Source organism: Bacillus vallismortis (genome assembly GCF_004116955.1).
In the GTDB taxonomy this organism is placed as follows: Bacteria; Bacillota; Bacilli; order Bacillales; family Bacillaceae; genus Bacillus; species Bacillus vallismortis.
In genome coordinates this window covers 2,998,996-3,023,971 of the sequence record NZ_CP026362.1, presented here as the reverse complement: position 1 = coordinate 3,023,971, position 24,976 = coordinate 2,998,996, and the positions used below count along the sequence as shown (strand labels likewise).

General features: G+C 43.4%; 33 protein-coding genes and 7 tRNA genes. 34 read left to right on the top strand and 6 right to left on the bottom strand.

From position 1 onward, the window contains the following. Nucleotides 1–101: 101 nt before the first annotated feature. Nucleotides 102–974 (top strand): cation diffusion facilitator family transporter, encoded by an 873-nt coding sequence (locus tag BV11031_RS16025; protein ID WP_010331260.1) that lies wholly within the window; start codon nucleotides 102–104, stop codon nucleotides 972–974. A 14-nt stretch (nucleotides 975–988) separates the two neighbouring features. Here the strand turns inward: BV11031_RS16025 and BV11031_RS16020 are convergent, their stop codons facing one another. Continuing rightward, nucleotides 989–1,309 (bottom strand): thioredoxin family protein, encoded by a 321-nt coding sequence (locus BV11031_RS16020; protein ID WP_010331259.1) that lies wholly within the window; start codon nucleotides 1,307–1,309, stop codon nucleotides 989–991. A 153-nt stretch (nucleotides 1,310–1,462) separates the two neighbouring features. Between BV11031_RS16020 and BV11031_RS16015 the strand changes: the two genes are divergently transcribed. From BV11031_RS16015 to BV11031_RS15990, 6 genes are all read left to right on the top strand, one after another. Beyond that, nucleotides 1,463–2,548 carry a D-alanine--D-alanine ligase gene (locus BV11031_RS16015; RefSeq protein ID WP_010331258.1) on the top strand — a complete coding sequence of 362 codons (1,086 nt, stop codon included), beginning with the start codon at nucleotides 1,463–1,465 and terminating at the stop codon, nucleotides 2,546–2,548. 69 nt (nucleotides 2,549–2,617) lie between these two features. Then, nucleotides 2,618–3,991 (top strand): UDP-N-acetylmuramoyl-tripeptide--D-alanyl-D-alanine ligase, encoded by a 1,374-nt coding sequence (locus BV11031_RS16010; protein ID WP_129550791.1) that lies wholly within the window; start codon nucleotides 2,618–2,620, stop codon nucleotides 3,989–3,991. Between the two features lie 116 nt (nucleotides 3,992–4,107). Next, complete coding sequence (locus BV11031_RS16005) at nucleotides 4,108–4,257, top strand: hypothetical protein (RefSeq protein WP_241210334.1); 150 nt, start codon at nucleotides 4,108–4,110, stop codon at nucleotides 4,255–4,257. Between the two features lie 134 nt (nucleotides 4,258–4,391). Continuing rightward, nucleotides 4,392–5,876, top strand: coding sequence for a degradosome RNA helicase CshA (gene cshA, locus BV11031_RS16000; RefSeq protein WP_010331257.1), 1,485 nt, complete (start codon nucleotides 4,392–4,394; stop codon nucleotides 5,874–5,876). A gap of 173 nt (nucleotides 5,877–6,049) precedes the next feature. Next, nucleotides 6,050–6,529, top strand: coding sequence for a PH domain-containing protein (locus tag BV11031_RS15995; RefSeq protein WP_010331256.1), 480 nt, complete (start codon nucleotides 6,050–6,052; stop codon nucleotides 6,527–6,529). Beyond that, nucleotides 6,519–8,000, top strand: a complete 1,482-nt coding sequence (locus BV11031_RS15990) for a PH domain-containing protein (RefSeq protein WP_010331255.1) — start codon at nucleotides 6,519–6,521, stop codon at nucleotides 7,998–8,000. The genes BV11031_RS15995 and BV11031_RS15990 overlap by 11 nt, the downstream gene beginning before the upstream one ends. Here the strand turns inward: BV11031_RS15990 and BV11031_RS15985 are convergent. Continuing rightward, on the bottom strand, nucleotides 7,997–8,596 hold the full coding sequence (locus BV11031_RS15985; RefSeq protein ID WP_010331254.1) for a rhomboid family intramembrane serine protease: 600 nt from the start codon (nucleotides 8,594–8,596) through the stop codon (nucleotides 7,997–7,999). The two genes, BV11031_RS15990 and BV11031_RS15985, sit on opposite strands and share 4 nt — an antisense overlap. Before the next feature lie 94 nt (nucleotides 8,597–8,690). On the opposite strand from BV11031_RS15985, the gene acpS reads away from it, so the two are divergent. The 14 genes from acpS (at nucleotide 8,691) to BV11031_RS15915 (ending at nucleotide 19,564) form a co-directional block, all read left to right on the top strand. Beyond that, nucleotides 8,691–9,056: a holo-ACP synthase gene (gene acpS / locus BV11031_RS15980; protein WP_010331253.1), complete on the top strand. Its 366-nt coding sequence runs from the start codon at nucleotides 8,691–8,693 to the stop codon at nucleotides 9,054–9,056. A gap of 163 nt (nucleotides 9,057–9,219) precedes the next feature. After that, nucleotides 9,220–10,236 carry a LolA family protein gene (locus BV11031_RS15975; protein ID WP_082022756.1) on the top strand — a complete coding sequence of 339 codons (1,017 nt, stop codon included), beginning with the start codon at nucleotides 9,220–9,222 and terminating at the stop codon, nucleotides 10,234–10,236. Between the two features lie 114 nt (nucleotides 10,237–10,350). Continuing rightward, the gene (gene alr / locus BV11031_RS15970; protein ID WP_010331251.1) at nucleotides 10,351–11,520 is read left to right on the top strand and encodes an alanine racemase; all 1,170 of its coding nucleotides are present in this window, start codon (nucleotides 10,351–10,353) and stop codon (nucleotides 11,518–11,520) included. Nucleotides 11,521–11,637: 117 nt separating this feature from the next. Further along, complete coding sequence (gene endB / locus BV11031_RS15965; protein WP_003225183.1) at nucleotides 11,638–11,919, top strand: type II toxin-antitoxin system antitoxin EndoAI; 282 nt, start codon at nucleotides 11,638–11,640, stop codon at nucleotides 11,917–11,919. Between the two features lie 4 nt (nucleotides 11,920–11,923). Further along, the gene (ndoA, locus tag BV11031_RS15960) at nucleotides 11,924–12,274 is read left to right on the top strand and encodes a type II toxin-antitoxin system endoribonuclease NdoA (RefSeq protein WP_003156187.1); all 351 of its coding nucleotides are present in this window, start codon (nucleotides 11,924–11,926) and stop codon (nucleotides 12,272–12,274) included. A gap of 115 nt (nucleotides 12,275–12,389) precedes the next feature. Continuing rightward, entirely contained in the window at nucleotides 12,390–13,214 is an 825-nt protein-coding gene (rsbRA, locus tag BV11031_RS15955; protein ID WP_082022754.1) for an RsbT co-antagonist protein RsbRA, read from the top strand. 4 nt (nucleotides 13,215–13,218) lie between these two features. Beyond that, complete coding sequence (gene rsbS / locus BV11031_RS15950; RefSeq protein WP_003225190.1) at nucleotides 13,219–13,584, top strand: RsbT antagonist protein RsbS; 366 nt, start codon at nucleotides 13,219–13,221, stop codon at nucleotides 13,582–13,584. 3 nt (nucleotides 13,585–13,587) lie between these two features. Then, nucleotides 13,588–13,989 carry a serine/threonine-protein kinase RsbT gene (gene rsbT, locus BV11031_RS15945; RefSeq protein WP_003240352.1) on the top strand — a complete coding sequence of 134 codons (402 nt, stop codon included), beginning with the start codon at nucleotides 13,588–13,590 and terminating at the stop codon, nucleotides 13,987–13,989. Between the two features lie 11 nt (nucleotides 13,990–14,000). Continuing rightward, the gene (gene rsbU, locus BV11031_RS15940) at nucleotides 14,001–15,008 is read left to right on the top strand and encodes a phosphoserine phosphatase RsbU (RefSeq protein WP_010331249.1); all 1,008 of its coding nucleotides are present in this window, start codon (nucleotides 14,001–14,003) and stop codon (nucleotides 15,006–15,008) included. Between the two features lie 61 nt (nucleotides 15,009–15,069). After that, complete coding sequence (rsbV, locus tag BV11031_RS15935; RefSeq protein ID WP_010331248.1) at nucleotides 15,070–15,399, top strand: anti-sigma factor antagonist RsbV; 330 nt, start codon at nucleotides 15,070–15,072, stop codon at nucleotides 15,397–15,399. Next, the gene (gene rsbW / locus BV11031_RS15930) at nucleotides 15,396–15,878 is read left to right on the top strand and encodes an anti-sigma B factor RsbW (protein ID WP_003234299.1); all 483 of its coding nucleotides are present in this window, start codon (nucleotides 15,396–15,398) and stop codon (nucleotides 15,876–15,878) included. Before rsbV ends, rsbW begins: the two co-directional genes overlap by 4 nt. After that, entirely contained in the window at nucleotides 15,844–16,632 is a 789-nt protein-coding gene (gene sigB, locus BV11031_RS15925) for an RNA polymerase sigma factor SigB (protein ID WP_010331247.1), read from the top strand. The genes rsbW and sigB overlap by 35 nt, the downstream gene beginning before the upstream one ends. Continuing rightward, on the top strand, nucleotides 16,632–17,231 hold the full coding sequence (gene rsbX / locus BV11031_RS15920; RefSeq protein WP_010331246.1) for a phosphoserine phosphatase RsbX: 600 nt from the start codon (nucleotides 16,632–16,634) through the stop codon (nucleotides 17,229–17,231). The genes sigB and rsbX overlap by 1 nt, the downstream gene beginning before the upstream one ends. A 173-nt stretch (nucleotides 17,232–17,404) precedes the next feature. Continuing rightward, the gene (locus BV11031_RS15915; protein WP_010331245.1) at nucleotides 17,405–19,564 is read left to right on the top strand and encodes a Tex family protein; all 2,160 of its coding nucleotides are present in this window, start codon (nucleotides 17,405–17,407) and stop codon (nucleotides 19,562–19,564) included. Nucleotides 19,565–19,573: 9 nt separating this feature from the next. On the opposite strand, the gene cmpA is transcribed toward BV11031_RS15915, so the two are convergent. Then, entirely contained in the window at nucleotides 19,574–19,687 is a 114-nt protein-coding gene (gene cmpA, locus BV11031_RS15910) for a cortex morphogenetic protein CmpA (protein ID WP_003225207.1), read from the bottom strand. Between the two features lie 103 nt (nucleotides 19,688–19,790). Between cmpA and BV11031_RS15905 the strand changes: the two genes are divergently transcribed. From BV11031_RS15905 to BV11031_RS15870, 8 genes are all read left to right on the top strand, one after another. After that, nucleotides 19,791–20,243 carry a SprT family protein gene (locus BV11031_RS15905; RefSeq protein ID WP_129550790.1) on the top strand — a complete coding sequence of 151 codons (453 nt, stop codon included), beginning with the start codon at nucleotides 19,791–19,793 and terminating at the stop codon, nucleotides 20,241–20,243. Between the two features lie 122 nt (nucleotides 20,244–20,365). After that, nucleotides 20,366–20,440, top strand: a tRNA-Asn gene (locus BV11031_RS15900). A 4-nt stretch (nucleotides 20,441–20,444) separates the two neighbouring features. Continuing rightward, nucleotides 20,445–20,535: transfer RNA gene (locus BV11031_RS15895), tRNA-Ser, on the top strand. Nucleotides 20,536–20,563: 28 nt separating this feature from the next. Further along, nucleotides 20,564–20,635 (top strand) — tRNA-Glu (locus tag BV11031_RS15890). Between the two features lie 12 nt (nucleotides 20,636–20,647). Then, nucleotides 20,648–20,722 (top strand) — tRNA-Gln (locus BV11031_RS15885). Between the two features lie 27 nt (nucleotides 20,723–20,749). Further along, nucleotides 20,750–20,825: transfer RNA gene (locus tag BV11031_RS15880), tRNA-Lys, on the top strand. 11 nt (nucleotides 20,826–20,836) lie between these two features. Next, nucleotides 20,837–20,918: transfer RNA gene (locus BV11031_RS15875), tRNA-Leu, on the top strand. An 84-nt stretch (nucleotides 20,919–21,002) separates the two neighbouring features. After that, a tRNA-Leu gene (locus BV11031_RS15870) sits at nucleotides 21,003–21,086 on the top strand. An 84-nt stretch (nucleotides 21,087–21,170) separates the two neighbouring features. Here BV11031_RS15870 and BV11031_RS15865 read toward each other — a convergent pair. The 3 genes from BV11031_RS15865 to BV11031_RS15855 form a co-directional block, all read right to left on the bottom strand. Continuing rightward, nucleotides 21,171–22,280, bottom strand: coding sequence for a tyrosine-type recombinase/integrase (locus BV11031_RS15865; protein ID WP_010331243.1), 1,110 nt, complete (start codon nucleotides 22,278–22,280; stop codon nucleotides 21,171–21,173). A gap of 11 nt (nucleotides 22,281–22,291) precedes the next feature. After that, nucleotides 22,292–22,714 (bottom strand): ImmA/IrrE family metallo-endopeptidase, encoded by a 423-nt coding sequence (locus BV11031_RS15860; protein WP_326139007.1) that lies wholly within the window; start codon nucleotides 22,712–22,714, stop codon nucleotides 22,292–22,294. Between the two features lie 90 nt (nucleotides 22,715–22,804). Next, on the bottom strand, nucleotides 22,805–23,182 hold the full coding sequence (locus tag BV11031_RS15855; protein WP_010331241.1) for a helix-turn-helix domain-containing protein: 378 nt from the start codon (nucleotides 23,180–23,182) through the stop codon (nucleotides 22,805–22,807). Nucleotides 23,183–23,455: 273 nt separating this feature from the next. On the opposite strand from BV11031_RS15855, the gene xis reads away from it, so the two are divergent. The 5 genes from xis to BV11031_RS15830 all read left to right on the top strand — a co-directional run bounded on the left by xis (nucleotide 23,456) and on the right by BV11031_RS15830 (nucleotide 24,962). Then, on the top strand, nucleotides 23,456–23,647 hold the full coding sequence (gene xis / locus BV11031_RS15850) for an ICEBs1 excisionase (RefSeq protein ID WP_010331240.1): 192 nt from the start codon (nucleotides 23,456–23,458) through the stop codon (nucleotides 23,645–23,647). Further along, nucleotides 23,644–23,904: a hypothetical protein gene (locus BV11031_RS15845; protein WP_010331238.1), complete on the top strand. Its 261-nt coding sequence runs from the start codon at nucleotides 23,644–23,646 to the stop codon at nucleotides 23,902–23,904. The genes xis and BV11031_RS15845 overlap by 4 nt, the downstream gene beginning before the upstream one ends. Before the next feature lie 52 nt (nucleotides 23,905–23,956). Continuing rightward, the gene (locus BV11031_RS15840) at nucleotides 23,957–24,217 is read left to right on the top strand and encodes a hypothetical protein (RefSeq protein WP_010331236.1); all 261 of its coding nucleotides are present in this window, start codon (nucleotides 23,957–23,959) and stop codon (nucleotides 24,215–24,217) included. A 202-nt stretch (nucleotides 24,218–24,419) separates the two neighbouring features. Beyond that, on the top strand, nucleotides 24,420–24,524 hold the full coding sequence (locus tag BV11031_RS15835; protein WP_128568270.1) for a hypothetical protein: 105 nt from the start codon (nucleotides 24,420–24,422) through the stop codon (nucleotides 24,522–24,524). A 60-nt stretch (nucleotides 24,525–24,584) separates the two neighbouring features. Beyond that, a complete protein-coding gene (locus BV11031_RS15830; RefSeq protein ID WP_010331235.1) occupies nucleotides 24,585–24,962 on the top strand; it encodes a YdcP family protein in 378 nt (125 codons plus the stop codon). The last annotated feature ends 14 nt before the right edge of the window (nucleotides 24,963–24,976 follow it).

The window sequence follows — 24,976 nt, the reverse complement described above, 5'->3', positions numbered from 1 at the left end:
CCCGGGCAATAATTTGCTGTCGAATTGTCCCTCGTATTGAATACTGCTGTATTTTTTGCGTTTTGAACCATACTATGTAACAGAATGGAGGCTGGTACTCAATGGAGCGGACAAAAAATCTGAAAAAGGGAGAAAAAGGGGCGCTCCTTAATATTTTCGCATATCTCATCCTTGCTGTTGTGAAGCTGGTTGTTGGGATTCTCTATCATTCTGAAGCGCTGAGAGCAGACGGATTAAATAATGGAACTGATATTGTAGCATCGGTAGCAGTACTGATTGGATTGCGCATTTCTCAAAGACCGGCTGACAACGATCATCCATATGGCCATTATCGGGCTGAAACGATTTCATCCCTTGTTGCGTCTTTTATTATGATGGTTGTCGGCATTGAAGTGTTGATCGGCGGAGGAAGAGCGATTGCGGGCGGAACAACGGAAACGCCAAGTCTTATCGCTGCATGGACGGCGTTAGGCAGTGCTGTGTTTATGTATGGCATCTACTTATATAACAAAAGGCTGGCGGCATCCATTAAAAGCTCAGCTCTGATGGCAGCGGCAAAGGATAGCAGGTCAGACGCCTTTGTAAGTGCCGGAGCGTTTATCGGTGTGGTGTCATCGCAGCTGCAGCTGCCGTGGATCGATCCGGTAACGGCTTTTATCATCGGCATCATCATTTGCAAGACGGCGTGGGATATCTTTAAAGACGCTTCACATTCGTTAACAGACGGCTTTCACTTAAAAGATCTTGAGCCTTACAAACAGACCGTCGGCAGGATTGAGAATGTACATCGGCTAAAGGATGTGAAAGCGAGGTATTTAGGCAGCACTGTTCATATCGAGATGGTCATTACGGTGGATCCGAAGCTTACAGTAGAAGAAGGCCATGGAGTGGCGGATGAAGTAGAAGACAAAATAAAACATGAACACGATGTCACTCATGTTCATGTTCATGTAGAGCCCGACGACATAAAATAAGGCTGTTTAACGAATTAGCTTATATGTTCAGATAAAAATTCAGTCACTTCTTCAGGCGTTTTGGCATTAGCGCTGTGAAGATGAGCTGTTTTTTCACCGTTTTTGAAGATTAGCAAGCTGGGAATGCCCATTACCTGGTATGTTTCGGCCGGCTCAGGAAGGTCGTCCCTATTCAGCTCATACCAATCGTTTTGATTGTACTCTTCCAAAATATCGCCGATAAACATATTCATGCGTGTGCAGTCTGGGCACCAATCTGCATAAAACTTCACAATAATTTCTTTATCAGATTGAATCAGTTCATTAAATTGTTCGTTTGTCGTGATTTTTTTCATATGTCACATCTCCTTTTCAATGCCATTTTAATATAAAATAAAAAGGAATTACATACAAATGCATTCAGCATCAGCATGCCCAAAAATAATTAGATCATTTTCTCGTGAAAGTGATAAGATAGTAAAGATGAATTGTAGTGGGGGGAGTATCCATTGAAAACAAGTCTAGGATTAGTGTACGGAGGAAAGTCAGCTGAACATAATGTTTCACTGCAGACGGCTCTGGCTGTAATCAAAGCGCTTAATACTGAGAAGTTTGATATACATCCGATTTATATAACTGAAAAAGGCGAATGGGTAAGAGGCGCCCGTTTAACTGAACCTGTTTCAAACGTGAAAATGCTTCAATTTGAGCAAGGAGGCAGCGCTTTTTCTCCGGCTGCCCTGAATCAGGAGATGTTTCCGCAGGAAGTGTCACAGCAAAATGAAACCATCGACGTCGTATTCCCGCTCCTCCACGGACCGAACGGAGAAGACGGTACGATTCAAGGGATGCTTGAACTGTTGAATATTCCTTATGTCGGCAACGGTGTGCTTGCTTCTTCAGCCGGCATGGATAAAGTTGTCATGAAACATTTATTCGCGCAAGCCGGCCTTGCTCAGGCCAAATACGCAGCTTTTCTTAAGAAAGACTGGACTCGTTCTCCGGTAGAAAGCTGTGAGCAGGTCGAAGAGGAATTAGGGTACCCTTGCTTCGTAAAACCGGCGAACCTTGGCTCAAGTGTCGGAATCAGCAAATGCCGAAACCGTGAAGAACTGCAAAAAGCGTTCGAGCTTGCCTTCCAATATGACCGCAAAGTTGTCGTTGAAGAAGGAATTAACGGCCGTGAAATCGAAATCGGCGTACTCGGTAATGATGATCCTAAATGCTCTGTTGTGGGAGAAATCGCACCGAAGACAGATTTCTACGATTACAAAGCGAAATATGAGGACGGAGATACTGACCTAGTGATTCCGGCGAGTGTGACCGATGAGGAATACGCGAAAATCAGTGATATGGCGATTCAGGCGTTTAAAGCGATCGATGGTTCAGGACTTGTCAGAGCGGACTTTTTCTTGACAGCTGACGGCGAAGTTCTGATCAATGAAGTCAACACGATGCCCGGCTTCACTCCTTTCAGCATGTTTCCGCTGCTCTGGAAAGAGGCAGGGGTAGAGTACGCGGACCTTATTGAACAGCTTGTGGAGCTTGCAAAAGAACGCCACGCTGAAAAACAATTGATTAAGCATACATTCTAATGAAGATGGACACTGCCGGTAAGAGGGCAGTGTCTTTTCCCGTATACAAAAGAAAGAGAGGGACCTCACTTGATAAAGCGAACTATAAAGAGCATTGCAGACATGGTCAAAGGCACTTTGACAAATCCGCAATATGAACAAACAGTCATTCATGGAGTGGCAACTGATACAAGAAAACTGGAACAGCATCAACTTTTCATTCCGCTGAAAGGGGAGAATTTTAACGGGCACACTTTTGTGCAGCAGGCTTTTGAAGCCGGTGTAGCGGCTGTTCTTTGGGATCGGTCAGAACCAAATCCGCCCGAGAATCAAGCCGTCATTTTAGTTGACGATACCCTTTCCGCCCTTCAGCAGCTTGCAAAAGCATATTTGCAGGAGCTTGGCACGCGTGTCATCGGGGTAACCGGAAGCAATGGCAAAACAACAACCAAAGATATGATTCACGCCGTCCTGGGAACCCGGTACCGTGTCCACAAAACAGGAGGAAACTTTAATAATCACATCGGCCTGCCGCTGACGGTTTTAGCCATGCCTGAAAATACGGAGATCGCCGTATTGGAGATGGGAATGAGCGCCAAAGGGGAAATTGATCTTCTGAGCCGCCTGGCAAACCCGAATGCGGCTGTGATTACGAATATTGGCGAATCCCACATGCAAGACCTTGGCTCAAGAGAGGGCATCGCGGAGGCGAAGCTTGAAATCATTAACGGGCTTAAAGAAGACGGAGTGCTGATTTATATCGGGGACGAACCGCTCCTTCAAAAAGCATACAGCTGCCAAACGACAACGTACGGATCGGGAGGGCAAAACGATTACCAGCTTCAGGATGTAGACCAGAGTGAAGCGGGAACCCATTTTACAATCAAAGGGATGGAAAAAACATTTTTTATTCCGGTGCTCGGGAAGCACAATGTCATGAACGCTATGGCTGCGATCGCAGCAGGAGCTTATTTCGGCGTCACAGCTGAGGATGCGGCAAAAGGACTGAGCGGACTAAAGGTAACCGGCATGAGACTTGAACTCATCAAAACAGACAGCGGCCTTTCGATTATCAATGACGCTTACAATGCCAGCCCGACTTCCATGAAGGCTGCCATTCAATTGACAGAAAGCCTTGAAGGCTACGGAAAAAAAATGCTTGTGCTCGGCGATATGCTTGAGCTCGGTGATCTTGAAGAAACATTCCATAAAGAGTGCGGTGCTGTCATCAGCCCTGAAAAAATCGACCGCGTCTTTACGTACGGAAAGCTGGGCGCTTTTATTGCGGAAGGCGCACTGAACCACTTTGAGAAAGAACGCGTCAGCCACTTCACCGAGAAAAAAGATCTCTTTCAAGCCGTGAAGGAAAGCGCGTCAAAAGGGGATTTGATTTTATTCAAAGCGTCCAGAGGTATGAAGCTTGAAGAAATCGTTAAAGATTTAATAGACAGCCCGCTTTCATAAGAAAAAATCCTGCGAAAAAAACGCATATTGCATCATAAAATAGAATGATGTGCAAACACTAATATATGCCGGCCTGAAATAATGTATATCTGGCTGGCCGCGGCTATGATACAATAATGACAGGTTATTTTGCGATACGAAAATATTTGTCCGGACTTCCATTCGCCCGCCAGAAGTTCTCCCGCCGGACATTTGGGAGCGGATGGAACAGCAGCCGGCATATTGGAGAAGCCGATCTGCTTCTCATTTTATTGAAAAACAAATAGTGTAATGGTAAGATAAAACTTAGAAGTAATTCGGGCTTTGTATACGTACGGACCTGTCCTTTTTGTGGAAAGGGCAGTTTTTAGTGGTAAATCACGACATTACTGACACAGCAATTAGAAGGAGTTTGAATAATTTGACTATAACGTTTCAAGATTTTAATTTAAGTTCTGATCTCATGAAAGCAATTAATCGTATGGGATTCGAAGAAGCAACGCCGATCCAGGCACAAACGATTCCGCTCGGACTTTCAAATAAAGACGTCATTGGACAAGCGCAAACAGGTACAGGTAAAACAGCTGCGTTTGGTATACCCCTTGTTGAAAAAATTAACCCCGAGTCTCCTAATATTCAAGCAATCGTAATCGCGCCAACCCGTGAATTAGCCATTCAAGTATCTGAAGAATTATATAAAATCGGAAACGATAAGCGTGCGAAGGTTCTTCCTATTTACGGCGGCCAGGATATTGGACGGCAAATTCGGGCGTTGAAGAAAAATCCGCATATCATTGTGGGTACACCTGGGCGTCTTCTTGACCACATCAACCGCCGCACAATTCGTTTAAACAATGTAAACACTGTTGTAATGGATGAAGCGGATGAAATGCTGAACATGGGATTCATTGAAGACATTGAATCTATTCTTTCAAACGTGCCGAGCGAGCATCAGACACTTCTGTTCTCTGCTACGATGCCAGCGCCGATCAAACGTATTGCGGAGCGCTTCATGACTGAGCCGGAACACGTAAAAGTAAAAGCAAAAGAAATGACGGTTTCTAACATTCAGCAGTTCTATTTAGAAGTGCAAGAGCGCAAAAAATTCGACACACTGACTCGTCTTCTTGACATTCAGTCTCCTGAGCTTGCGATCGTATTCGGACGTACAAAACGCCGTGTCGATGAGCTGGCTGAAGCTCTGAACCTTCGCGGATATGCGGCTGAAGGCATTCACGGTGATTTAACGCAGGCGAAACGTATGGTTGCGCTTCGCAAATTTAAAGAAGGCGCAATCGAAGTTCTTGTTGCAACAGATGTTGCCGCTCGCGGACTTGATATCTCTGGTGTTACACACGTGTACAACTTCGACGTGCCTCAAGATCCTGAAAGCTACGTTCACCGTATCGGAAGAACAGGCCGCGCAGGAAAAACAGGTATGGCGATGACGTTCATTACACCGCGCGAGAAAAGCATGCTTCGCGCAATTGAACAAACAACAAAACGCAAAATGGACCGCATGAAGGAGCCTACACTTGATGAAGCGTTGGAAGGCCAGCAACAGGTTACGGTTGAACGCCTTCGTACGGCAATCAGTGAAAACAACCTGAACTTCTACATGACAGCGGCAGCTGAGCTGCTTGAAGATCATGATGCAGTGACAGTGGTTGCGGCGGCTATCAAAATGTCTACAAAAGAGCCGGACGACACACCGGTTCGCTTAACAGACGAAGCGCCGATGGTCAGCAAACGCTACAAAAACCAGCGCTCTTCTAAACGCAGAGACGGTCAAGGCGGCGGCTATCGCGGCGGAAAAGGGAAAAACAACAACCGTTCTTCCTACGACAAAAAGCGTTCAAATGATCGCCGTTCTTCAGGTGACAGACGCCAGAAAAAATCTTACTAATCCTATCGATTAGAAGCCCAAAACATGTCGTTTTGGGCTTTTTTTATGTTCATGTTTTGGCACCTCAGCAAACTTTCAGCTGACGGAAGCCGTTTTTCTCTGTATGCTTAAGAATGAAACCTTTCTGTATAAGAGACGTATAAGTAACGAAGAAAAAACGGGAGGTAGTTATTTTGAGAGAGCAGCCTAAAAACCAAATCAGTCCTGACGGATTAAAGGTATGGCGACTTCAAGAGATCATCGTATCCGCTGTCTGCTTGCTCATCGTCATTGCAGTGGCAGTGTTAAGCTATTATTTTCATTGGCCGTACTGGATCAGCGGCGTGCTCGGCGGGATTTGGCTGCTGGGTTCGATTGTGACGGTCTTTATCATTCCGAAAATCCGTCATAAAGTATGGCGCTATGAAGTCCATGAACATGAAATAGATATTCAGTCAGGTATTTTTGTGGTGACGCGTGTGATTGTCCCTATGGTCAGGGTTCAGCACGTCGATACGTCACAAGGGCCGTTATTGAAAAAGTACAACCTGGCAACAGTGAAAATTTCCACGGCCGCGACCGTTCATTCCATTCCCGCTTTAGAGATGGGGGAAGCGGATCGGCTGAGAGACTCCATTTCCCGTCTGGCAAGGGTGACTGAAGATGATGTCTGAACCGAAACGCCTGCACCCTGCGGCAGTCATTTTGAATTTAGGCCATACCATTATTCAAACAATAAAAAATATCATTCTGCCTTTCTTTTTTGTATATATCGTCAATTCGAACAATACTGTCCGTTTTTACGGCGCCATTGCGCTCGGTGTGCTGTTTATCTGGCTTGTTGCCGCAAGCATTATCAAATGGAGAAGGTTTACCTATCGAATCGAAGATGACGAATTCAGAATTGAAGAAGGCTTGTTTGTCACGAAAAAGCGATACATATCGATCGATCGGATTCAAACGATGAATACGAGCGCGGGCGTGATCCAGCAAATCTTTAAGCTTGTGAAACTGCAAATTGAAACGGCAGGCGGAGGCAAGGAGGCGGAAGCTGTACTTTCCGCTATTTCTGTAGAAGAAGCTGAACGCATCAAGGAAGCCGTCTTTAAGAAAAAAGCAAAAAGCCATGAAAGCGAACCCGATGAACAGTTGCTGGAAGCTGAGCAGAAGCAGACTCTTGAAGCTGAACCGCAAGAGCACTATCGCATGAGCATGAAAGAGTTGCTCATGGCCGCCTCTACCTCCGGCGGAATCGGAGTGATCATCTCCGCTCTATTTGCGCTTATCTCTCAGCTTGACGAAGTGCTTCCGATGGATTGGTTTTTTGATCAATTTTCCTTCCTTCAGCACGCCGGCATCGGCATTTATGCGGTGCTCATTTTTATCGGTTTGTTTATCGTCTGGATGTTCAGCATCGCCGGTATGATGTTTAAATACGCGAACTTTCAAATTATAAAAAAAGAGCAGGAGTTAGTGATTTCAAGAGGGATTATTGAAAAACATCAAGTCACGATTCCGCTCCGAAAAATACAAGCCATTAAAATCAAAGAAAATATCATCCGCCAGCTTTTCGGCTATGTGACGGTGTCCATCGTCAGCGCGGGAGGCGGCGATCGGGAAAAAGAAGAAGGCGCTTTGACGATTCTTTTTCCGATGATTCATAAAAAGAAGCTTTCGCGCATGCTTCAGACATTTACGCCGGAATACACGCTGGAAGAAAACGTCCGCCGTCTGCCGCGGCGCGCGTTGAAACGTTATTTATTCCGCTCCGTCATTTTTTCACTTTTTTTGATCATCCCATTATGTATCTTCTTTCAGCCATGGGGCTATCTGTCGATCATCCTGCTGCCGATTGAATTGTTCTTCGGCTACCTCGCCTATAAGGATGCAGCATGGACGATCAACGGGGAGCGTCTTCAGCTGACGTCAAGATTCATCGGCAGAACAACCGCGATTGTGCTGAAAAGGCGCATGCAGATTGGCAAATTGAGCCAATCTTATTTTCAAAAGAAAGGCCGCCTGTATACCATTTCTACCGCGGTAAAATCATCGAGCCATATGGAAGAATTAGCGGTGAGGGATGTAAGTGAAGAGGATGCAGGCTTCATTTTAAATTGGTACTCCTATGAAAAAGCGGACGGTTAATACCGCCGCTCTTTTTTCTGCACACATAAAAACGAGAGAAGAAACCCGCCGCAAAGCCCAAACAAATGGGCCATGATGTTAATATTGGAGTTGATCAATGACATGAGAACGGCAAATGCGAGCAGTGTGAGAATCATTTTAGAATGCTCGCGCCCGATCAGCTCTTTGCGAAATACAACCATATACAGATACACGCCGAACAGCCCGAAAATCGCGCCTGAGGCCCCGACATGTACATAATCAAGCGGCTCTGCCACGTATGTGCCGATATTGCCGATGATGCCGGAGCCGGCGTACACAAGAAGGAAACGCGCTTTTCCCAGCATACGCTCTAAGGCAGGAGCAAATAAAAAGATCGACATGGAATTAAACAGCAGATGGGTAAAGCCGGCGTGCAGCAAAACCGGTGTGATCAGCCGCCACCATTCACCGTTGGCTACGCCTAGATTATAGCCTGTGACGGTATCTCTCCATAACACGACTGAATGGATAGGAAGTGAAAAAAACAGCCAGAGAACAGCTTGCAAAGCCAATATAAAGGTGATGACGGGGTAAAGCCTGATAAAGGTTTGGAAATTTTCTGTCCGTATAAACATTCCGAGCCCCTTTTCTTCATTTTGGTATTTCTATAGTAACACGTTTATGAGACAAACCATTCAAATAGTACGTACGCAAAGGAGGTTATCACCCATGATTTACGGCATAGGACTAGATATCACCGAGCTTAAACGGATCGCTTCCGCGGCCGGCCGCCAGAAACGATTTGCCGAGCGGATTTTGACGCGAAGCGAACTTGAGCACTATGAGGGGCTTTCAGAGAAACGAAAAATCGAGTTTCTCGCGGGGAGATTTGCGGCAAAAGAAGCTTTTTCAAAAGCGTTTGGCACCGGTATAGGAAAGCAGCTCAGCTTCCAGGATATCGAAATAAAGAAAGACCAAAATGGCAAGCCATATATCATTTGCGCAAAGCTGAGCCAAGCCGCCGTTCACGTATCAATCACTCATACAAAGGAATACGCGGCCGCTCAGGTTGTGATTGAAAGGTTGTCAAGCTAGTCTGCATATTAGGGACACCCCGCTCATATATTTGATAGTGCATTAAGGGAGACGAGTTGTTTGAGGCTTTTATGGTACGCATCCGTTCTGCCTACGTGTACCGAGCGTATCGTTAAAGTCAAACAAGCGATTTCTTCCTTTTACATCAATTGAGAAAAAGGGGTTGAAAAAGGTGAGAAAAAGCTTTGTTTTGCTTTTAACGGGACTGCTTGCTGTCCTTATTCTTTCTGCCTGCGGGCAAAAAACACAGCAAGATATTGTGACCGGGTTAGATGAAAAGGCGAAAGAATATACCTCGTACAAAGCAAAAGCGAAAATGACCATCGAGACAGGGAGTGAGCCTCAAGTATACAATGTGGAAATCTGGCACAAAAAGCCGTCTCTGTACAGGGTTTATCTAGAGAATCCGAAAAAGGACCAAAACCAAGTCATTTTACGAAACGAAAACGGAGTATTTGTTCTCACGCCGTCTTTAAATAAGAGCTTCAGATTTCAAAGCGACTGGCCGAACAACAGCAGCCAGGTCTATCTGTTTGAATCGCTCGTAAAGGATGTTCAAAACGATTCAGATGCGGTGTTCACTGCAAAGGAAAAGAACTACGTTTTTGAAACAAAAACGAACTATCAGCATAACAAAATGCTGCCAACGCAAGAAATCACGTTTAACAAAAAAGATATGAGCCCGTCATCTGTCAAAGTCATGGATACTGACCGAAAAGTGATGGTGAAAGTAGAATTCAGCAGCTTCGAATTTAATAAACATTTCGACAAAGAATCATTTGACGAGAAGAAAAATATGACGCTTTCCCAAATGGACGTTGCTACAAGCGCGAAGCCATCCGAAACATTCGCGGTCAAAACTCCGCTTGAACTTCCGCTTGGCGTAAAACTGCTGGAAGAAAAAGATATTTCAACTGAAGACGGGAAGCGGATCATCATGACCTACGGAGGAGAAAAATCATTTACTTTAATTCAGGAAAAAGCCCAGATTGCCAAAGCCTCTTCTTCAGTTAAGATGAACGGCGAACCGGTGAATCTCGGCTACACCATCGGCGCCTTGTCAGATGCATCATTATCATGGACGTATGATGGTGTAGATTATCTTCTTTCATCTAAAGATCTTACAAAAGAGGAAATGGTGTCCGTCGCGAAAAGCATGCAAGGACAATCATCCAAATAACCGCCAAAGGCCAAACGCGATTTGGCCTTTTTTTCGTCTTGCATCGTTTCCCTTCGGCCTTTAATTTTAGTATGATATGTAAATGATATTGAATAAAAGCTAGGAAGTGTCATAATGAGCACAAAACCTTTTTACAGAAATACGTGGGCGGAAATCGACTTGTCCGCGATAAAGGAAAATGTCAGCAATATGAAGAAACATATCGGCGAACATGTCCACCTGATGGCAGTTGTGAAAGCAAACGCCTACGGACATGGTGATGCAGAAATAGCGAAGGCCGCGCTTGACGCAGGTGCTTCATGCTTGGCGGTGGCTATTCTCGATGAAGCGATTTCACTGCGCAACAAGGGCTTAAAAGCGCCTATTTTGGTGCTCGGCGCGGTTCCGCCGGAATATGTGTCAATCGCGGCAGAATATGACGTGACCATAACAGCTTATTCTGTTGAATGGCTTCAGGAAGCCGCCCGCCATATGAAAAAAGGTTCTCTTCATTTTCATTTAAAGGTTGATACGGGAATGAACAGGCTTGGCGTAAAAACAGAAGAAGAAGTTCATCACGTGATGTCAATTCTTGACCGCAACCCTCGTCTAAAATGCAAAGGGGTATTTACCCATTTTGCGACAGCGGATGAAAAAGAAAGAGGCTATTTTATCAAGCAGTTTGAGCGCTTTAAAGAACTGATTGCTCCGCTGCCGCTCAAAAAACTGATGGTGCACTGTGCGAACAGCGCAGCCGGCCTCCGGCTGAAAAAAGGCTTTTTCAACGCGGTCAGATTCGGCATTGGCATGTATGGCCTCCGTCCGTCTGCCGACATGATGGACGAAATGCCGTTTGAGCTGCGCCCAGCGTTCAACCTGCATTCAACGCTGTCGCATGTCAAACTGATCAAAAAAGGCGAGAGCGTCAGCTACGGAGCGGAATACACAGCGGAAAAAGACACATGGATCGGAACGGTGCCTGTCGGCTATGCGGATGGCTGGCTTCGAAAGTTGGAAGGGACCGAAATCATTGTGAAGGGAAAACGGCTGAAGATCGCGGGCCGGATCTGCATGGACCAATTTATGGTGGAGCTGGATCAGGAATATCCGCCGGGCACAAAAGCCACATTAATCGGCCGGCAGGGAGATGAATATATTTCCATGGACGAGATTGCAGACAGGCTCGCAACCATTAACTATGAGGTGTCTTGTACAATAAGTTCCCGGGTTCCCCGTATGTTTTTGGAAAATGGGAGTATAATGGAAGTAAGAAATCCTTTAGTGCAGGAATATACAAGCAAATAGCTCCTCTCATAATGGAGAATTCATAAAACAGCTTTGCTTGAAGAGTGAATAATGGTATCATTATCACTGGATGGATAAAAGAGTCGTATCCGTAAGTTTGGTGGAGGTGTATGTTTTTTGTCTGAATCCAGCGCAAGAACCGAAATGAAAATCAGCTTGCCCGAAAACCTAGTAGCTGAATTGGATGGTGTAGCGATGCGGGAGAAACGAAGCAGAAACGAACTGATATCACAAGCAGTGAGAGCGTATGTCAGCGAACGAACAACTCGTCACAACCGTGATTTGATGAGACGCGGCTATATGGAAATGGCGAAAATCAACCTGAATATTTCTTCTGAGGCTCACTTTGCGGAGTGCGAGGCTGAAACGACAGTTGAGCGCTTAGTCAGCGGAGGATAATCATTTGATTGTGAAACGCGGCGATGTTTATTTTGCTGATTTATCTCCTGTTGTTGGCTCAGAGCAAGGCGGGGTGCGCCCGGTTTTAGTGATCCAAAATGACATCGGAAATCGCTTCAGCCCAACTGCTATTGTTGCAGCCATAACAGCACAAATACAGAAAGCGAAATTACCAACCCACGTCGAAATCGATGCAAAACGCTACGGTTTTGAAAGAGATTCCGTTATTTTGCTGGAGCAAATTCGGACGATTGACAAGCAAAGATTAACGGATAAGATTACTCATCTGGATGATGAAATGATGGATAAGGTTGATGAAGCCTTACAAATCAGTTTGGCACTCATTGATTTTTAGACATATGTACTGGTTGCTCAAATAGAGCAACTTTTTTTGTTTTCAAAAACCATAAACGATATAATGAGGTAATAACGAAAAAAATATGGTGTTTTTTATCGGGAGGTAAGCGAATTTGATGTCGAATCAGACTGTATACCAGTTCATTGCCGAAAATCAAAATGAACTGCTCCAACTGTGGACTGACACACTAAAGGAATTAAGCGAACAAGAGTCATATCAGCTGACTGACCAAGTGTATGAAAATATATCTAAAGACTATATCGACATTCTTTTGCTGTCTGTTAAGGACGACAGCGCTGCTGAAAGCCAAATCAGCGAACTGGCACTGAGAGCCGTCCAAATTGGACTTTCTCTGAAGTTTTTGGCTACGGCGCTTGCTGAATTCTGGAAGCGTCTCTACACGAAGATGAACGATAAGAGATTGCCAGATCAAGAGAGTACGGAATTAATCTGGCAGATTGACCGCTTTTTCAGCCCGATTAATACAGAAATTTTCAACCAATACTCAATCTCGTGGGAAAAAACAGTATCCTTGCAAAAAATCGCGCTGCAGGAGCTTTCTGCGCCGCTCATCCCGGTGTTTGAAAATATCACCGTAATGCCGCTTGTCGGAACGATTGATACCGAACGTGCTAAGCGAATTATGGAAAATCTTCTTAACGGCGTCGTTAAACATCGCTCACAAGTCGTGCTGATTGATATTACAGGTGTTCCTGTCGTTGACACGATGGTTGCCCATCATATTATTCAGGCGTCTGAAGCGGTAAGGCTTGTCGGTGCGAAATGCCTGCTCGCCGGCATCCGTCCGGAAATTGCTCAGACCATCGTCAACCTGGGCATTGATTTATCCCAAGTTATTACTAAGAATACCCTGCAAAAAGGAATTCAAACAGCATTGGAAATGACGGATCGAAAAATCGTTTCATTGGGGGAATAATATTTTGAGACATCCGAAAATCCCGATCTTGAAACTGTATAATTGCTTATTAGTGTCCATTCAATGGGAACTGGATGACCAAACCGCATTAACCTTTCAAGAAGATTTGTTAAATAAAATATACGAAACAGGTGCCAACGGGGTCGTAATTGACCTGACATCTGTGGACATGATTGATTCATTTATCGCCAAAGTGCTGGGCGACGTCATCACAATGTCTAAGCTAATGGGGGCCAAAGTTGTTTTGACCGGCATTCAGCCTGCTGTGGCAGTGACGCTGATTGAACTTGGCATCGCGCTAGAGGAAATCGAAACAGCGCTCGATTTAGAGCAGGGGCTTGAGACATTGAAGCGGGAATTGGGGGAATAGCGTATGAACGACCAATCCTGTGTGAAAATCATGACAGAATGGGATATCGTGGCCGCCAGACAACTGGGACGAAACGTTGCAAAAGAACTGGGTTTCGGCACGGTAGACCAGGCTAGAATTACAACGGCTATTTCAGAATTAGCCAGGAACATTTATTTATATGCCGGCAAAGGCCAGATTGGCATTGAACAGGTCGCTGACAGAGGAAAAAAGGGCCTGAAAATCATAGCGGAAGACCAAGGGCCGGGAATTCCTGATATCCGTAAAGTCATGGAAGACGGGTTTTCAACGTCTGGCGGACTCGGAGCGGGACTTCCCGGTGTCAAAAGGCTGATGGATGAATTCAGTTTAAATTCCGTATCGGGGGAAGGAACAGAGATACAAGCCATTAAATGGCTTCGGTAGGAGGTAAGAAAGTGGATTTTAGGGAGGTTATTGAGCAGCGCTATCATCAGCTGCTTAGTCGATATATAGCCGAATTAACAGAAACATCTTTATATCAAGCCCAAAAATTCAGCCGAAAAACAATCGAGCATCAAATTCCTCCGGAAGAAATCATCAGCATTCACCGAAAAGTGCTGAAGGAGCTGTATCCAAAACTCCCGGAAGATGTTTTTCATTCGCTGGATTTTTTAATAGAAGTCATGATTGGATATGGAATGGCTTATCAGGAGCATCAAACCCTCAGAGGGATACAGCAGGAAATCAAATCGGAAATTGAAATCGCCGCAAATGTTCAGCAAACGCTGCTCGGGACAAAGATTCCGCAGGAAGAAGCGCTGGATATCGGTGCCATCAGTGTGCCCGCTAAACAGATGAGCGGTGATTACTACCACTTTGTCAAAGACAAGGAATCCATAAATATTGCAATCGCGGACGTGATCGGAAAAGGCATTCCGGCGGCTCTTTGTATGTCCATGATCAAATACGCGATGGACTCTCTGCCGGAAACGGGCATACACCCTTCTCAGGTGCTGAAAAATTTGAATCGGGTTGTTGAACAAAATGTGGATGCCAGTATGTTTATTACGATGCTTTATGCAAATTACAATATGGATAAGCATCAATTTACATATGCTTCTGCGGGACATGAACCAGGATTCTATTATTCCCAAAAAGACAACACGTTTTACGATTTAGAGGCCAAAGGGCTCGTTCTCGGCATCTCGCAGGATTATGATTACAAGCAATTCGATCAGCATCTTGATAAGGGAGATATGATTGTCTTATTTTCTGACGGCGTCACAGAATGCAGAACGGAAAACGGTTTCTTGGAGCGTCCTGATCTGCAGAAGCTCATTGAGGAACATATGTGTTCCTCCGCGCAGGATATGGTCAAAAACATTTATGACCACCTCCTCAAATTGCAGGATTTTCAGCTGCACGATGATTTTACGTTAATTGTTTTGAGAAGAAAGGTTTAGCTTCGGCCAGCCGTGGGTATAAAACAATTAGTGAATTGAAGGATAATTTGAGGTGATACGAATGAATATAAATGTTGATGTGAAACAAAACGAGAATGATATACAAGTAAACATTGCGGGAGAAATTGATGTATACTCAGCTCCAGTGCTCAGAGAGAAGCTCGTTCCTCTGGCAGAACAAGGCGCTGACTTAAGAATTTGCCTGAAAAATGTCAGCTACATGGACAGTACCGGACTCGGCGTCTTTGTAGGCATCTTTAAAACAGTGAAAAAACAAGGCGGGTCGCTGAAGCTTGAAAATCTTTCCGACCGGCTGATCCGTCTGTTTGAGATTACAGGCCTGAAGGACATTATTGATATTTCTGCAAAGTCAGAAGGTGGAGTGCAATGAAGAATAACGCTGATTACATCGAAATGAAAGTGCCGGCCCAGCCTGAATATGTAGGAATTATAAGGCTGACGCTGTCAGGCGTCGCGAGCAGAATGGGCTATACGTACGATGAAATTGAAGATTTGAAAATCGCAGTCAGTGAAGCGTGTACGAATGCGGTGCAGCATGCTTACAAAGAAGACAAAAATGGGGAAGTGTCAATACGATTCGGTGTGTTCGAAGACCGTTTAGAGGTCATTGTCGCGGATGAAGGAGACAGCTTTGATTTCGATCAAAAGCAGCAGGATCTAGGGCCGTACACACCTTCGCATACAGTTGATCAATTATCAGAAGGAGGGCTCGGTCTATATTTAATGGAAACGCTTATGGATGAAGTCAGAGTGCAAAACCACTCCGGCGTCACCGTAGCGATGACAAAGTATTTAAATGGGGAGCGAGTTGATCATGACACAACCATCAAAAACTACGAAACTAACTAAAGATGAAGTCGATCGGCTCATAAGCGAATACCAAACAAATCAAGATGAACAGGCGCAAGAAACGCTTGTGCGGGTCTATACAAATCTAGTTGATATGCTTGCGAAAAAATATTCAAAAGGCAAAAGCTTCCACGAGGATCTCCGCCAGGTCGGCATGATCGGGCTGCTGGGTGCGATTAAGCGATACGATCCGGTGGTCGGCAAATCGTTTGAAGCTTTTGCGATTCCGACAATCATCGGTGAGATTAAACGGTTCCTCAGAGATAAGACGTGGAGCGTTCACGTGCCGAGACGAATCAAAGAACTGGGCCCAAGAATCAAAATGGCGGTGGATCAGCTGACGACTGAAACACAAAGGTCGCCGAAAGTAGAAGAGATTGCCGAATTTCTCGATGTTACAGAAGAAGAGGTTCTGGAAACAATGGAAATGGGCAAAAGCTATCAAGCCTTGTCCGTTGACCACAGCATTGAAGCGGATGCGGATGGAAGCACGGTCACAATTCTTGATATTGTCGGCTCACAGGAGGATGGATATGAGCGGGTCAACCAGCAAATGATGCTGCAAAGCGTGCTTCATGTCCTTTCAGACCGTGAAAAACAAATCATAGACCTTACGTATATTCAAAACAAAAGCCAAAAAGAAACTGGGGACATTCTCGGTATATCTCAAATGCACGTCTCGCGTCTGCAACGCAAAGCTGTGAAGAAGCTCAGAGAGGCCTTGACTGAAGATCCCTCGATGGAGTTAATGTAATGATCCAGGTTGAAGCAAACGAGCATATTCAAACTCTTGTATACCAACTGAATAAAGAAGGAAAATCGATTTGCGGCGACAGCTTTTATATGAAAGCTGATGATAACGAGTTAATTTGTGCGGTAGCGGACGGGCTTGGAAGCGGATCGCTTGCCAATGAATCTTCTGCAGCCATCAAAGACTTAGTGGAAAACTATGCGAATGAAGACGTACAAAGCATTATCGAACGCTGTAATCAGGCGATGAAGCACAAAAGAGGCGCAACAGCTTCTATCCTGAAAATCAATTTTGAACAAAGGCAGTTTACGTACTGCTCCGTCGGAAACGTACGTTTTATTCTGCATTCCCCGTCTGGTGACAGCTTTTATCCTCTGCCGATTTCAGGCTATTTATCAGGCAAGCCGCAAAAATACAAAACGCATACCGCCACCTATGAAAAGGGTTCAAAGTTCATTATACATACAGATGGACTCAACGTACCCGATATCCGCTCCCATTTGAAAAAAGGCCAATCGGTAGAAGACATATCGAATTCGCTGAAAATGTATACAACATCAAGAAAAGATGATCTAACCTATATTCTGGGACAGCTGTCCTAGGGAAATCTGAAAAAAGAAGCTGGGCATCCGGCTTCTTTTTTTGTGAGCGGGCAATCAAACGGATAGTTTGAAATAGGGGGAAAGATATCGGCCAGCGGGCTGTTTTTTTTATGTGTTTTTTTCGGTTTTTGATACACTAGAGAAAGAACGACAAAATTGGAGGCTTTGGTTACATGGAAACGTCAGCCCTTTTAAAACAGCAAATTGCGAAAGAAATCGGTTTACCACAAAAACATGTTGAGAGTGTCATCCACCTGCTTGAGGACGGCAACACAGTCCCGTTTATCGCTCGGTACCGAAAAGAGCAGACGGGTTCAATGGATGAGGTTCAGATTCAGACGATTTCTGAACGCTGGCAATACATACAACATTTGAATCAGCGAAAAGAAGAAGTCATCAGGCTCATTGCAGAGCAGGATAAACTGACAGATGACGTCAAGCGAAAAATTGAGCAATCGGTGAAGCTTCAGGAAGTGGAAGACCTGTACCGCCCGTATAAACAAAAACGCAAAACAAAAGCGACAGTCGCAAAAAGCAAAGGCCTCGAGCCGCTTGCCGACTATATCCTGACACTTCCGCAGGATGACCGTCTGGCAGAAACCGCAGACCAATACATCAGCGAAGAAAAAGAAGTGTTTACACGGGAAGAAGCGATAGAAGGCGCCAAGCACATTATTGCCGAACAAATCTCAGACGAGCCGAGTTTCAGAAAGTGGATTCGCCAGGAAACCTTTAAAAAAGGAACCATTAAGTCTGCAGCAGGAAAGTCGGCAGACACTGACGAGAAAAATGTGTATGAAATGTATTACGAGTATGAAGAGCCAATCGCAAAAGTCGTTCCGCACAGGGTGCTGGCGATGAACCGCGGCGAAAAAGAAGACATTTTAAAAGTGTCAATCGAACCGCCGGCGGATCATATTAAGGCTTACTTAGAAAAAGAGATCATCAAAAACCGCTCAACGTCCGTAAAAGAGATTTTGCAGGCGGCGATTGAAGACAGCTATAAAAGGCTGATCCAGCCGGCAATCGAACGTGAAATCAGGAAAGAGCTGTCAGAAAAAGCGGATGAACAGGCGATTCATATTTTCTCTGAAAACTTGAGAAAGCTTCTGCTTCAGCCGCCGATGAAAGGCAAAACCGTTCTCGGTGTTGATCCAGCCTTCCGAACCGGCTGTAAGCTCGCTGTCTCAGATGAGACCGGAAAAGTCATGAAAATTGATGTCATCTATCCGCACGCGCCAGTCAACAAAACAAAAGAAGCCCATGAGAAAGTGAAAGCGATTCTCGAGCAGCATCAAGTCGAGATGGTGGCGATCGGAAACGGCACGGCATCGAGAGAAACTGAGCAATTCATCGTCAATGTACTGAAGGACATGCCGCGGAACATTTATTACGTGATCGTCAATGAAGCGGGAGCAAGCGTATATTCGGCTTCTGAGCTTGCAAGAGAAGAATTCCCTGAGCTTCAGGTTGAAGAGCGCAGTGCCGTATCTATTGCGCGAAGACTGCAAGACCCGCTCGCAGAACTCGTCAAGATCGATCCCAAGTCTGTCGGTGTCGGACAGTATCAGCATGATGTCAGCCAAAAACGCTTAAATGAATCTCTGCGGTTCGTTGTGGAAACCGTCGTAAACCAAGTGGGAGTAAACGTCAACACAGCGTCCGCCGCGCTGCTTCAATATGTAGCCGGATTGTCAAAATCTGTCGCAGGCAACGTTGTCAAAAAACGTGAGGAAATCGGCAAGTTTTCGAACCGAAAAGAATTGAAGGACATCCCGCGACTCGGTGCGAAAACCTATGAACAATGCATCGGTTTCTTAAGAGTGCAGGAAGGGACAGAACCTTTAGACAGAACAGGCATCCACCCGGAAAGCTATAAAGAAACAAAAGCGCTATTGAAAAAGCTCGGCCTTTCAACAGAGCAAATCGGCACGGCGGAATTGAAGGATAAAATCAATCAGCTGGCGCTTTCTGAAACGGCACAAGAGCTGGGAATCGGAGAAATCACCCTGAAAGATATTTGTGAACAGCTGACAAGGCCGGAACGCGATCCGCGAGATGAGGTGCCTAAGCCTCTGCTGAAAACAGATGTCCTTCAGCTGGAAGATTTGAAAGAGGGTATGGAGCTGCAGGGCACCGTGCGCAATGTAGTGGACTTCGGAGCGTTTGTTGATATCGGAGTCAAACAAGACGGGCTTGTTCATATCTCAAAACTCAGCAATCAATTCGTCAAGCATCCTCTTGATGTCGTATCCGTCGGCGATATTGTGACGGTTTGGGTTGACGGCGTAGATGTACAAAAAGGCAGAGTATCGCTGTCTATGGTAAAATAAAAGCACTGCTTACGAGCAGTGTTTTTTCCTATAGAAATACCAGCATTGATTCAGCAGTTTAATTTGGTAATTATCTTTTTCAAGGAACGCTTTTTGCATCTGTTTTTTAAGCCAATTTGGCATAGGCTCATTCCTCCTCAGCTTTTATCATAAGAGGGACGGTGATTACCATATTGTATGCGAACGGTGAATTGTCCCGTTCAATGTTTTTTAAGTGAGGTGCACCATGGATAACAAAGAGCTTCAAAAGCTGACAGAGGATATTTCTGATACATATTTTAACAAGCCGTTCCGCCATCAGGCACTTTTTAATGACAGGCTGAAAACGACGGGCGGAAGGTACCTGTTAACCTCCCATAACATTGAATTAAACAGGAAATATTTAATTGAACACGGCAGGGAGGAACTGATCGGCATCATCAAGCACGAGCTCTGCCATTATCATCTTCACCTTGAAGGAAAAGGGTACAAGCACAGAGACAGAGATTTTCGAGCGCTGCTGCAGCAGGTCAACGCGCCTAGGTTCTGTACGCCTTTAAAGAAAAAACCAGAAAACAAAAAAACTTACAGGTATATCTGTACGGCGTGCGGCCAACAGTATATAAAGAAGCGTGCCATGAATCCTGACAGATACCGGTGCGGAAAATGCCGCGGAAAAATAAAAAGAATTTTTTCATGAAAAAGGTTGACGGATATGGCAAGCCTATGGTACATTATAAAAGTCGTCACGAGAGATGAACAAAAACATTTACCTCTTGACATTGCATATCAAGGATGATAGAATAAGTCTTGTCTCATTATTCCACAGTAGCTCAGTGGTAGAGCTATCGGCTGTTAACCGATCGGTCGCAGGTTCGAATCCTGCCTGTGGAGCCATATTGGAGAAGTACTCAAGTGGCTGAAGAGGCGCCCCTGCTAAGGGTGTAGGTCGCGTAAGCGGCGCGAGGGTTCAAATCCCTCCTTCTCCGCCATCAGATTTCGATATAAGTCTCGACCATCGGCCCGTTGGTCAAGCGGTTAAGACACCGCCCTTTCACGGCGGTAACACGGGTTCGAATCCCGTACGGGTCATTCCATTTTCGTTGGGCTATAGCCAAGCGGTAAGGCAACGGACTTTGACTCCGTCATGCGTTGGTTCGAATCCAGCTAGCCCAGCCATTTTTATTTTTTGAAATCGAATAGCAAGAGCCATTAGCTCAGTTGGTAGAGCATCTGACTTTTAATCAGAGGGTCGAAGGTTCGAGTCCTTCATGGCTCACCATTTGTCTTTTTGCGGGTGTGGCGGAATTGGCAGACGCGCTAGACTTAGGATCTAGTGTCTTACGACGTGGGGGTTCGAGTCCCTTCACCCGCACTTTATTTACAAGGTGCACGCAAATCGGTTTTACTAGGTTAAGAGCCCTACTAAACCAGCACAAAAACACAATTTTATGATCACGCGGTCGTGGCGGAATGGCAGACGCGCTAGGTTGAGGGCCTAGTGGGTGAATAACCCGTGGAGGTTCAAGTCCTCTCGGCCGCATCAATGATACCAAGGGTTGTAGACCCCTGGTATTTTTTTATGCTCTCTTTTATTTTTAAGGTTTACTCCTTTTTACTCCACTTGTTAGAATAATTCATCCAGCTTATCAGCAGTTTCTTTTTGTTTATTAGGAAAGAGATGACCATAAACATCGATTGTTGTTTTGATTGAAGCATGTCCTAGTCGTTCCTTTATTGTGATGTAATCTTCTCTTTGATGAATTAACAATGCGACATGTGAATGTCTCAGATCATGAAGGCGGATCGGTTCTACTTCTCCTCGATTACAAATTGTTTTGATTTTTCGGCTAAAGATGTCTTTATTGGCTGGCCTCTCTTTGTACTGGAAAATAAAAGTGTTGTCTGATGATGATACTTGAAGTTTTTCTAATATGTCTTGTTGTTTTTCTTTCCAGGCCAGTAACATTTCAAATAATTTTGTATTAATACTGATCCGTCTATTAGAGTTTTTGGTCTTTGGTGGAGTGATTTTATATTCACCTTTAATAAATGATAGTGACTTATACACATTTATTTCTTTTCTTACGTTATCAATATCATTCCAAGTCAAAGCGAGTAGTTCTCCACATCTCATTCCCGTGAAATAAGCAACAGTGTAGAATACTTTAAAAAGCTGCTCTTCATTTTCATCTATTAATTTTACAAATGCTTTAAATTGCTCAGGTGTCCAAAATTTCATTTGTTTTTTAGGTATTGAAAGATTAGGTACTCCAGCGCATGGATTTACATCAATAATTTTTTCATTAATTGCGGTATCAAATAACTTTTTTAATATGATCATTATGTTGTTAACAGTTTTGTTAGATAAGCCTGTATCAATCAATTGTTTCTGGAAAAGTCTTATTTCTGTATGGGTAAGCTTCTTGATATTACTATTTATAAAGTGAGGAGTAATATGTTTATCAATTGTGTATAACTGAATCTGATAATAGTTAGGTTTGTTGTGAAGTTTACAATTTTCCAAGTATATATCTTTCACTTCGTTAAAACTTAAGTTTCTTTGACTTGGTTGTAAGCCAGAATTGTATTTATGCTTGAGCGCAATATACAATTCTTCTGCCTCTTTTTTTGTTTTTGCCATTCTTGTTTTTCTTCTGCGCCTTCCTGTAACTGGATCTACACCGACGCTTATATCTACTTTGTATGATCCATTCTTCAGCTTTTTGATTGGCATGATGTCAACTCCTATCCAAATGCCCCGACTTTGCTGTTCAAATTTAATATGTAATCCGTTGTATTTTTAAATTGAGAAATTTTTTGTTCCGCAACAAATAAAGGCACCTTAAAATAAGATGCCACATTTTCTTTGGTGAGATCTCTTATGATGGGGAGGGCATCTAACAGCATTTTATCTGTTAGAATTAACTCGGTTGCAAATATGTTTGCCTGTTGTTCCAATTTATCTTTCAATATGACGGAACAGTTTGACAATTTAAAGGTGTTTAGGTTTTTATGCAAAAAGTAATGTCCAATTTCGTGTGCAATAATATAGGACTTATTTTTATGAGAATTATTAACATGAATGAGGTAATGGTCTTCTTCTTCGTAATACTGAAGAAAACCATTTACTTTACCTAAATGACTATAAAGCACTGAGATATTAAATATGTTACAAATTTTAAAAGGATCATTTGTTTTATGACTTTTAATGATTTTTTGTACCTTATGTTTTATGAATTTATTAGTGTAAATTTTTCATCACTCTTTCTTTTTAAGTTCATCAACAAATTTTATCCCATTCTTTAATGCCTTTTTTATTAGTTCTGCTGTTTCCTCATCGATTTCTCCATCATTCATGAAATGGAGGGTATTTTCATTTTTGAGATCTTGCAACACCTCATTGAATGCCTGATCCAATTTAGAATCACTGTCTTTCGAAAGATTTTTGTCCAATAAATAGTCAATGGAGACATTATAAATATCACTTAATTGTTTTAGCATTTTTGTATCGGGGTCTCTATAATCTCGCTCATAATTTGATAATACTGATTTTGTTACTCCTAATTTTTCAGCTGCTTCTTTCTGAGATAATCCAGTTTTAATTCTTGCTTCTCTTAAACGTTTGCCTAAAGTCATTTTTCTCATCCATTCCACGAAAAGTTGATTATGAAATAATATTATCACCATTTGTTTACTAATTCATTACAGGTCACGAAATGTTTACCCCGATTAATCAGTAAAAAAAGAAAAAGTTCATAAAAGACCTTGTTCACGTTGTGTTTACTTATGTTATGTGTTTTGATAAATTTGATCACGAAATGTTATTTTTAGTCTTGACGTTCACGTATCGTGATCATATAATGTAATTGTAGCCACGAAAAGTTGATTATCTTATAGGGAGGTGATTTCTTGAAAGAATTTTTAACTGCTAAGGATATTCAAAATATTCTAGGAGTTAAACAAGCAAAGTCATACGAGATCATTAGAGTTTTAAACGCTGAAATGAAGAATGATGGTTACATGGTTATTCAGGGCAAAGTGAATAGGGCTAAATTTGAAGAGCGCTATTGTTATAAAAAGCAGGAGAGCAAAACGGGGTGATTTATATAAACACTGAAATAACAAACTCGTTTATGAAAGAAGCTGTTCCGTTGGCCAGACAAATGGAAGGGGATTGGATAGCACGAATGAAAATTGCTCTGAATTCAGTCATCATCAATCATTATTTAAACCTTCCCTTAACAATTGAAAATGTTAATGAATTACTGCGAAAAGGCGTTTCGTATCGAAGGATATGTAAACATTACGGAATCGGAAGAAAAGACATTGAAAAGCTGCGGCAATCATCCATAGTGTGACGTTATATACCACTATAGGGAGCCGTTAAGAATCTTTGAAAGGAGGGATGCGATGAAAATAAGGGTGAATGCAACAATCATCACTGATGTTGAAGCTTTAAAGGCTGATAAGGATTTAAACCATTTTAAAGATTATGCCACTTGTGAAACATTCATTGTTGATGCTGATAATTATTTGAAGGCTAATGAGGAAGTATCTGAGCTGTTAAAAGGCTGGAATTGGTGGTGTATCTGGTCTACTCGTCCATTGAGTAAGAAGGATAACCAAGTGTTTACTTTGTATAACGATGATCTGTATAACTTATGTCGCTAGGAGTGTTTGTTCCTTGAAAACTACATATAGACAAAAAAAGCGCCTTGACGAATGATCATCAAGAACGCCGTGTAAAGATTAGACACCTTTATTATACGGCACTTTTATAAAAATGTCATGCGTGAGTATTTGAGTGATGAACAGCAATCACTTTAAATGCTGTAGCAGGCTAGAATAAGCGTGCGGAATAGCTGTAGTCAGCTTGATGGCTATAATTAGCCTACTAGGTTGCCATGAGGGCATAACGCCGTTAGCAACTGATAAGCGCCAAGATGGATACAGAACCGGAGCGAATCCAAAAAAATAAACTAGAAATTTAATGATCTTTTGAAAATAAATAATAAAAAATGAAATGGGGATATGAAATATGAACTTAAACTTTATTGTACCGGATATCAATATGACTTTTGGTGAACTGAAATTTTTAGGTTTAAACCGTGAGCGCTATGCCTATGTAGATGGTAAAAGAACAGATACATTGGAATCAAGGATATATAATTTAGGATCTAGTGTACAAGGCGGGCAGATTGAAGTGACAATTCCTGCTTATGTTGATTTAAAGGAATTTGATTTCTTTAAGGATGTTGAATTGAAAAATCCGAAAATCATGGCTTCTGCTAGAGCAAATGGGAATTTTGCTAATGTTAACTGGACTGTTGAAGCAGAAGATCTGGTATTAAAAGGCGCAGGGTCTGCTGTATCCTCAAAACCAGCCGCGTTAACTAGTGGAAATGAAAAGAAATAACGTGATGCTCTCAT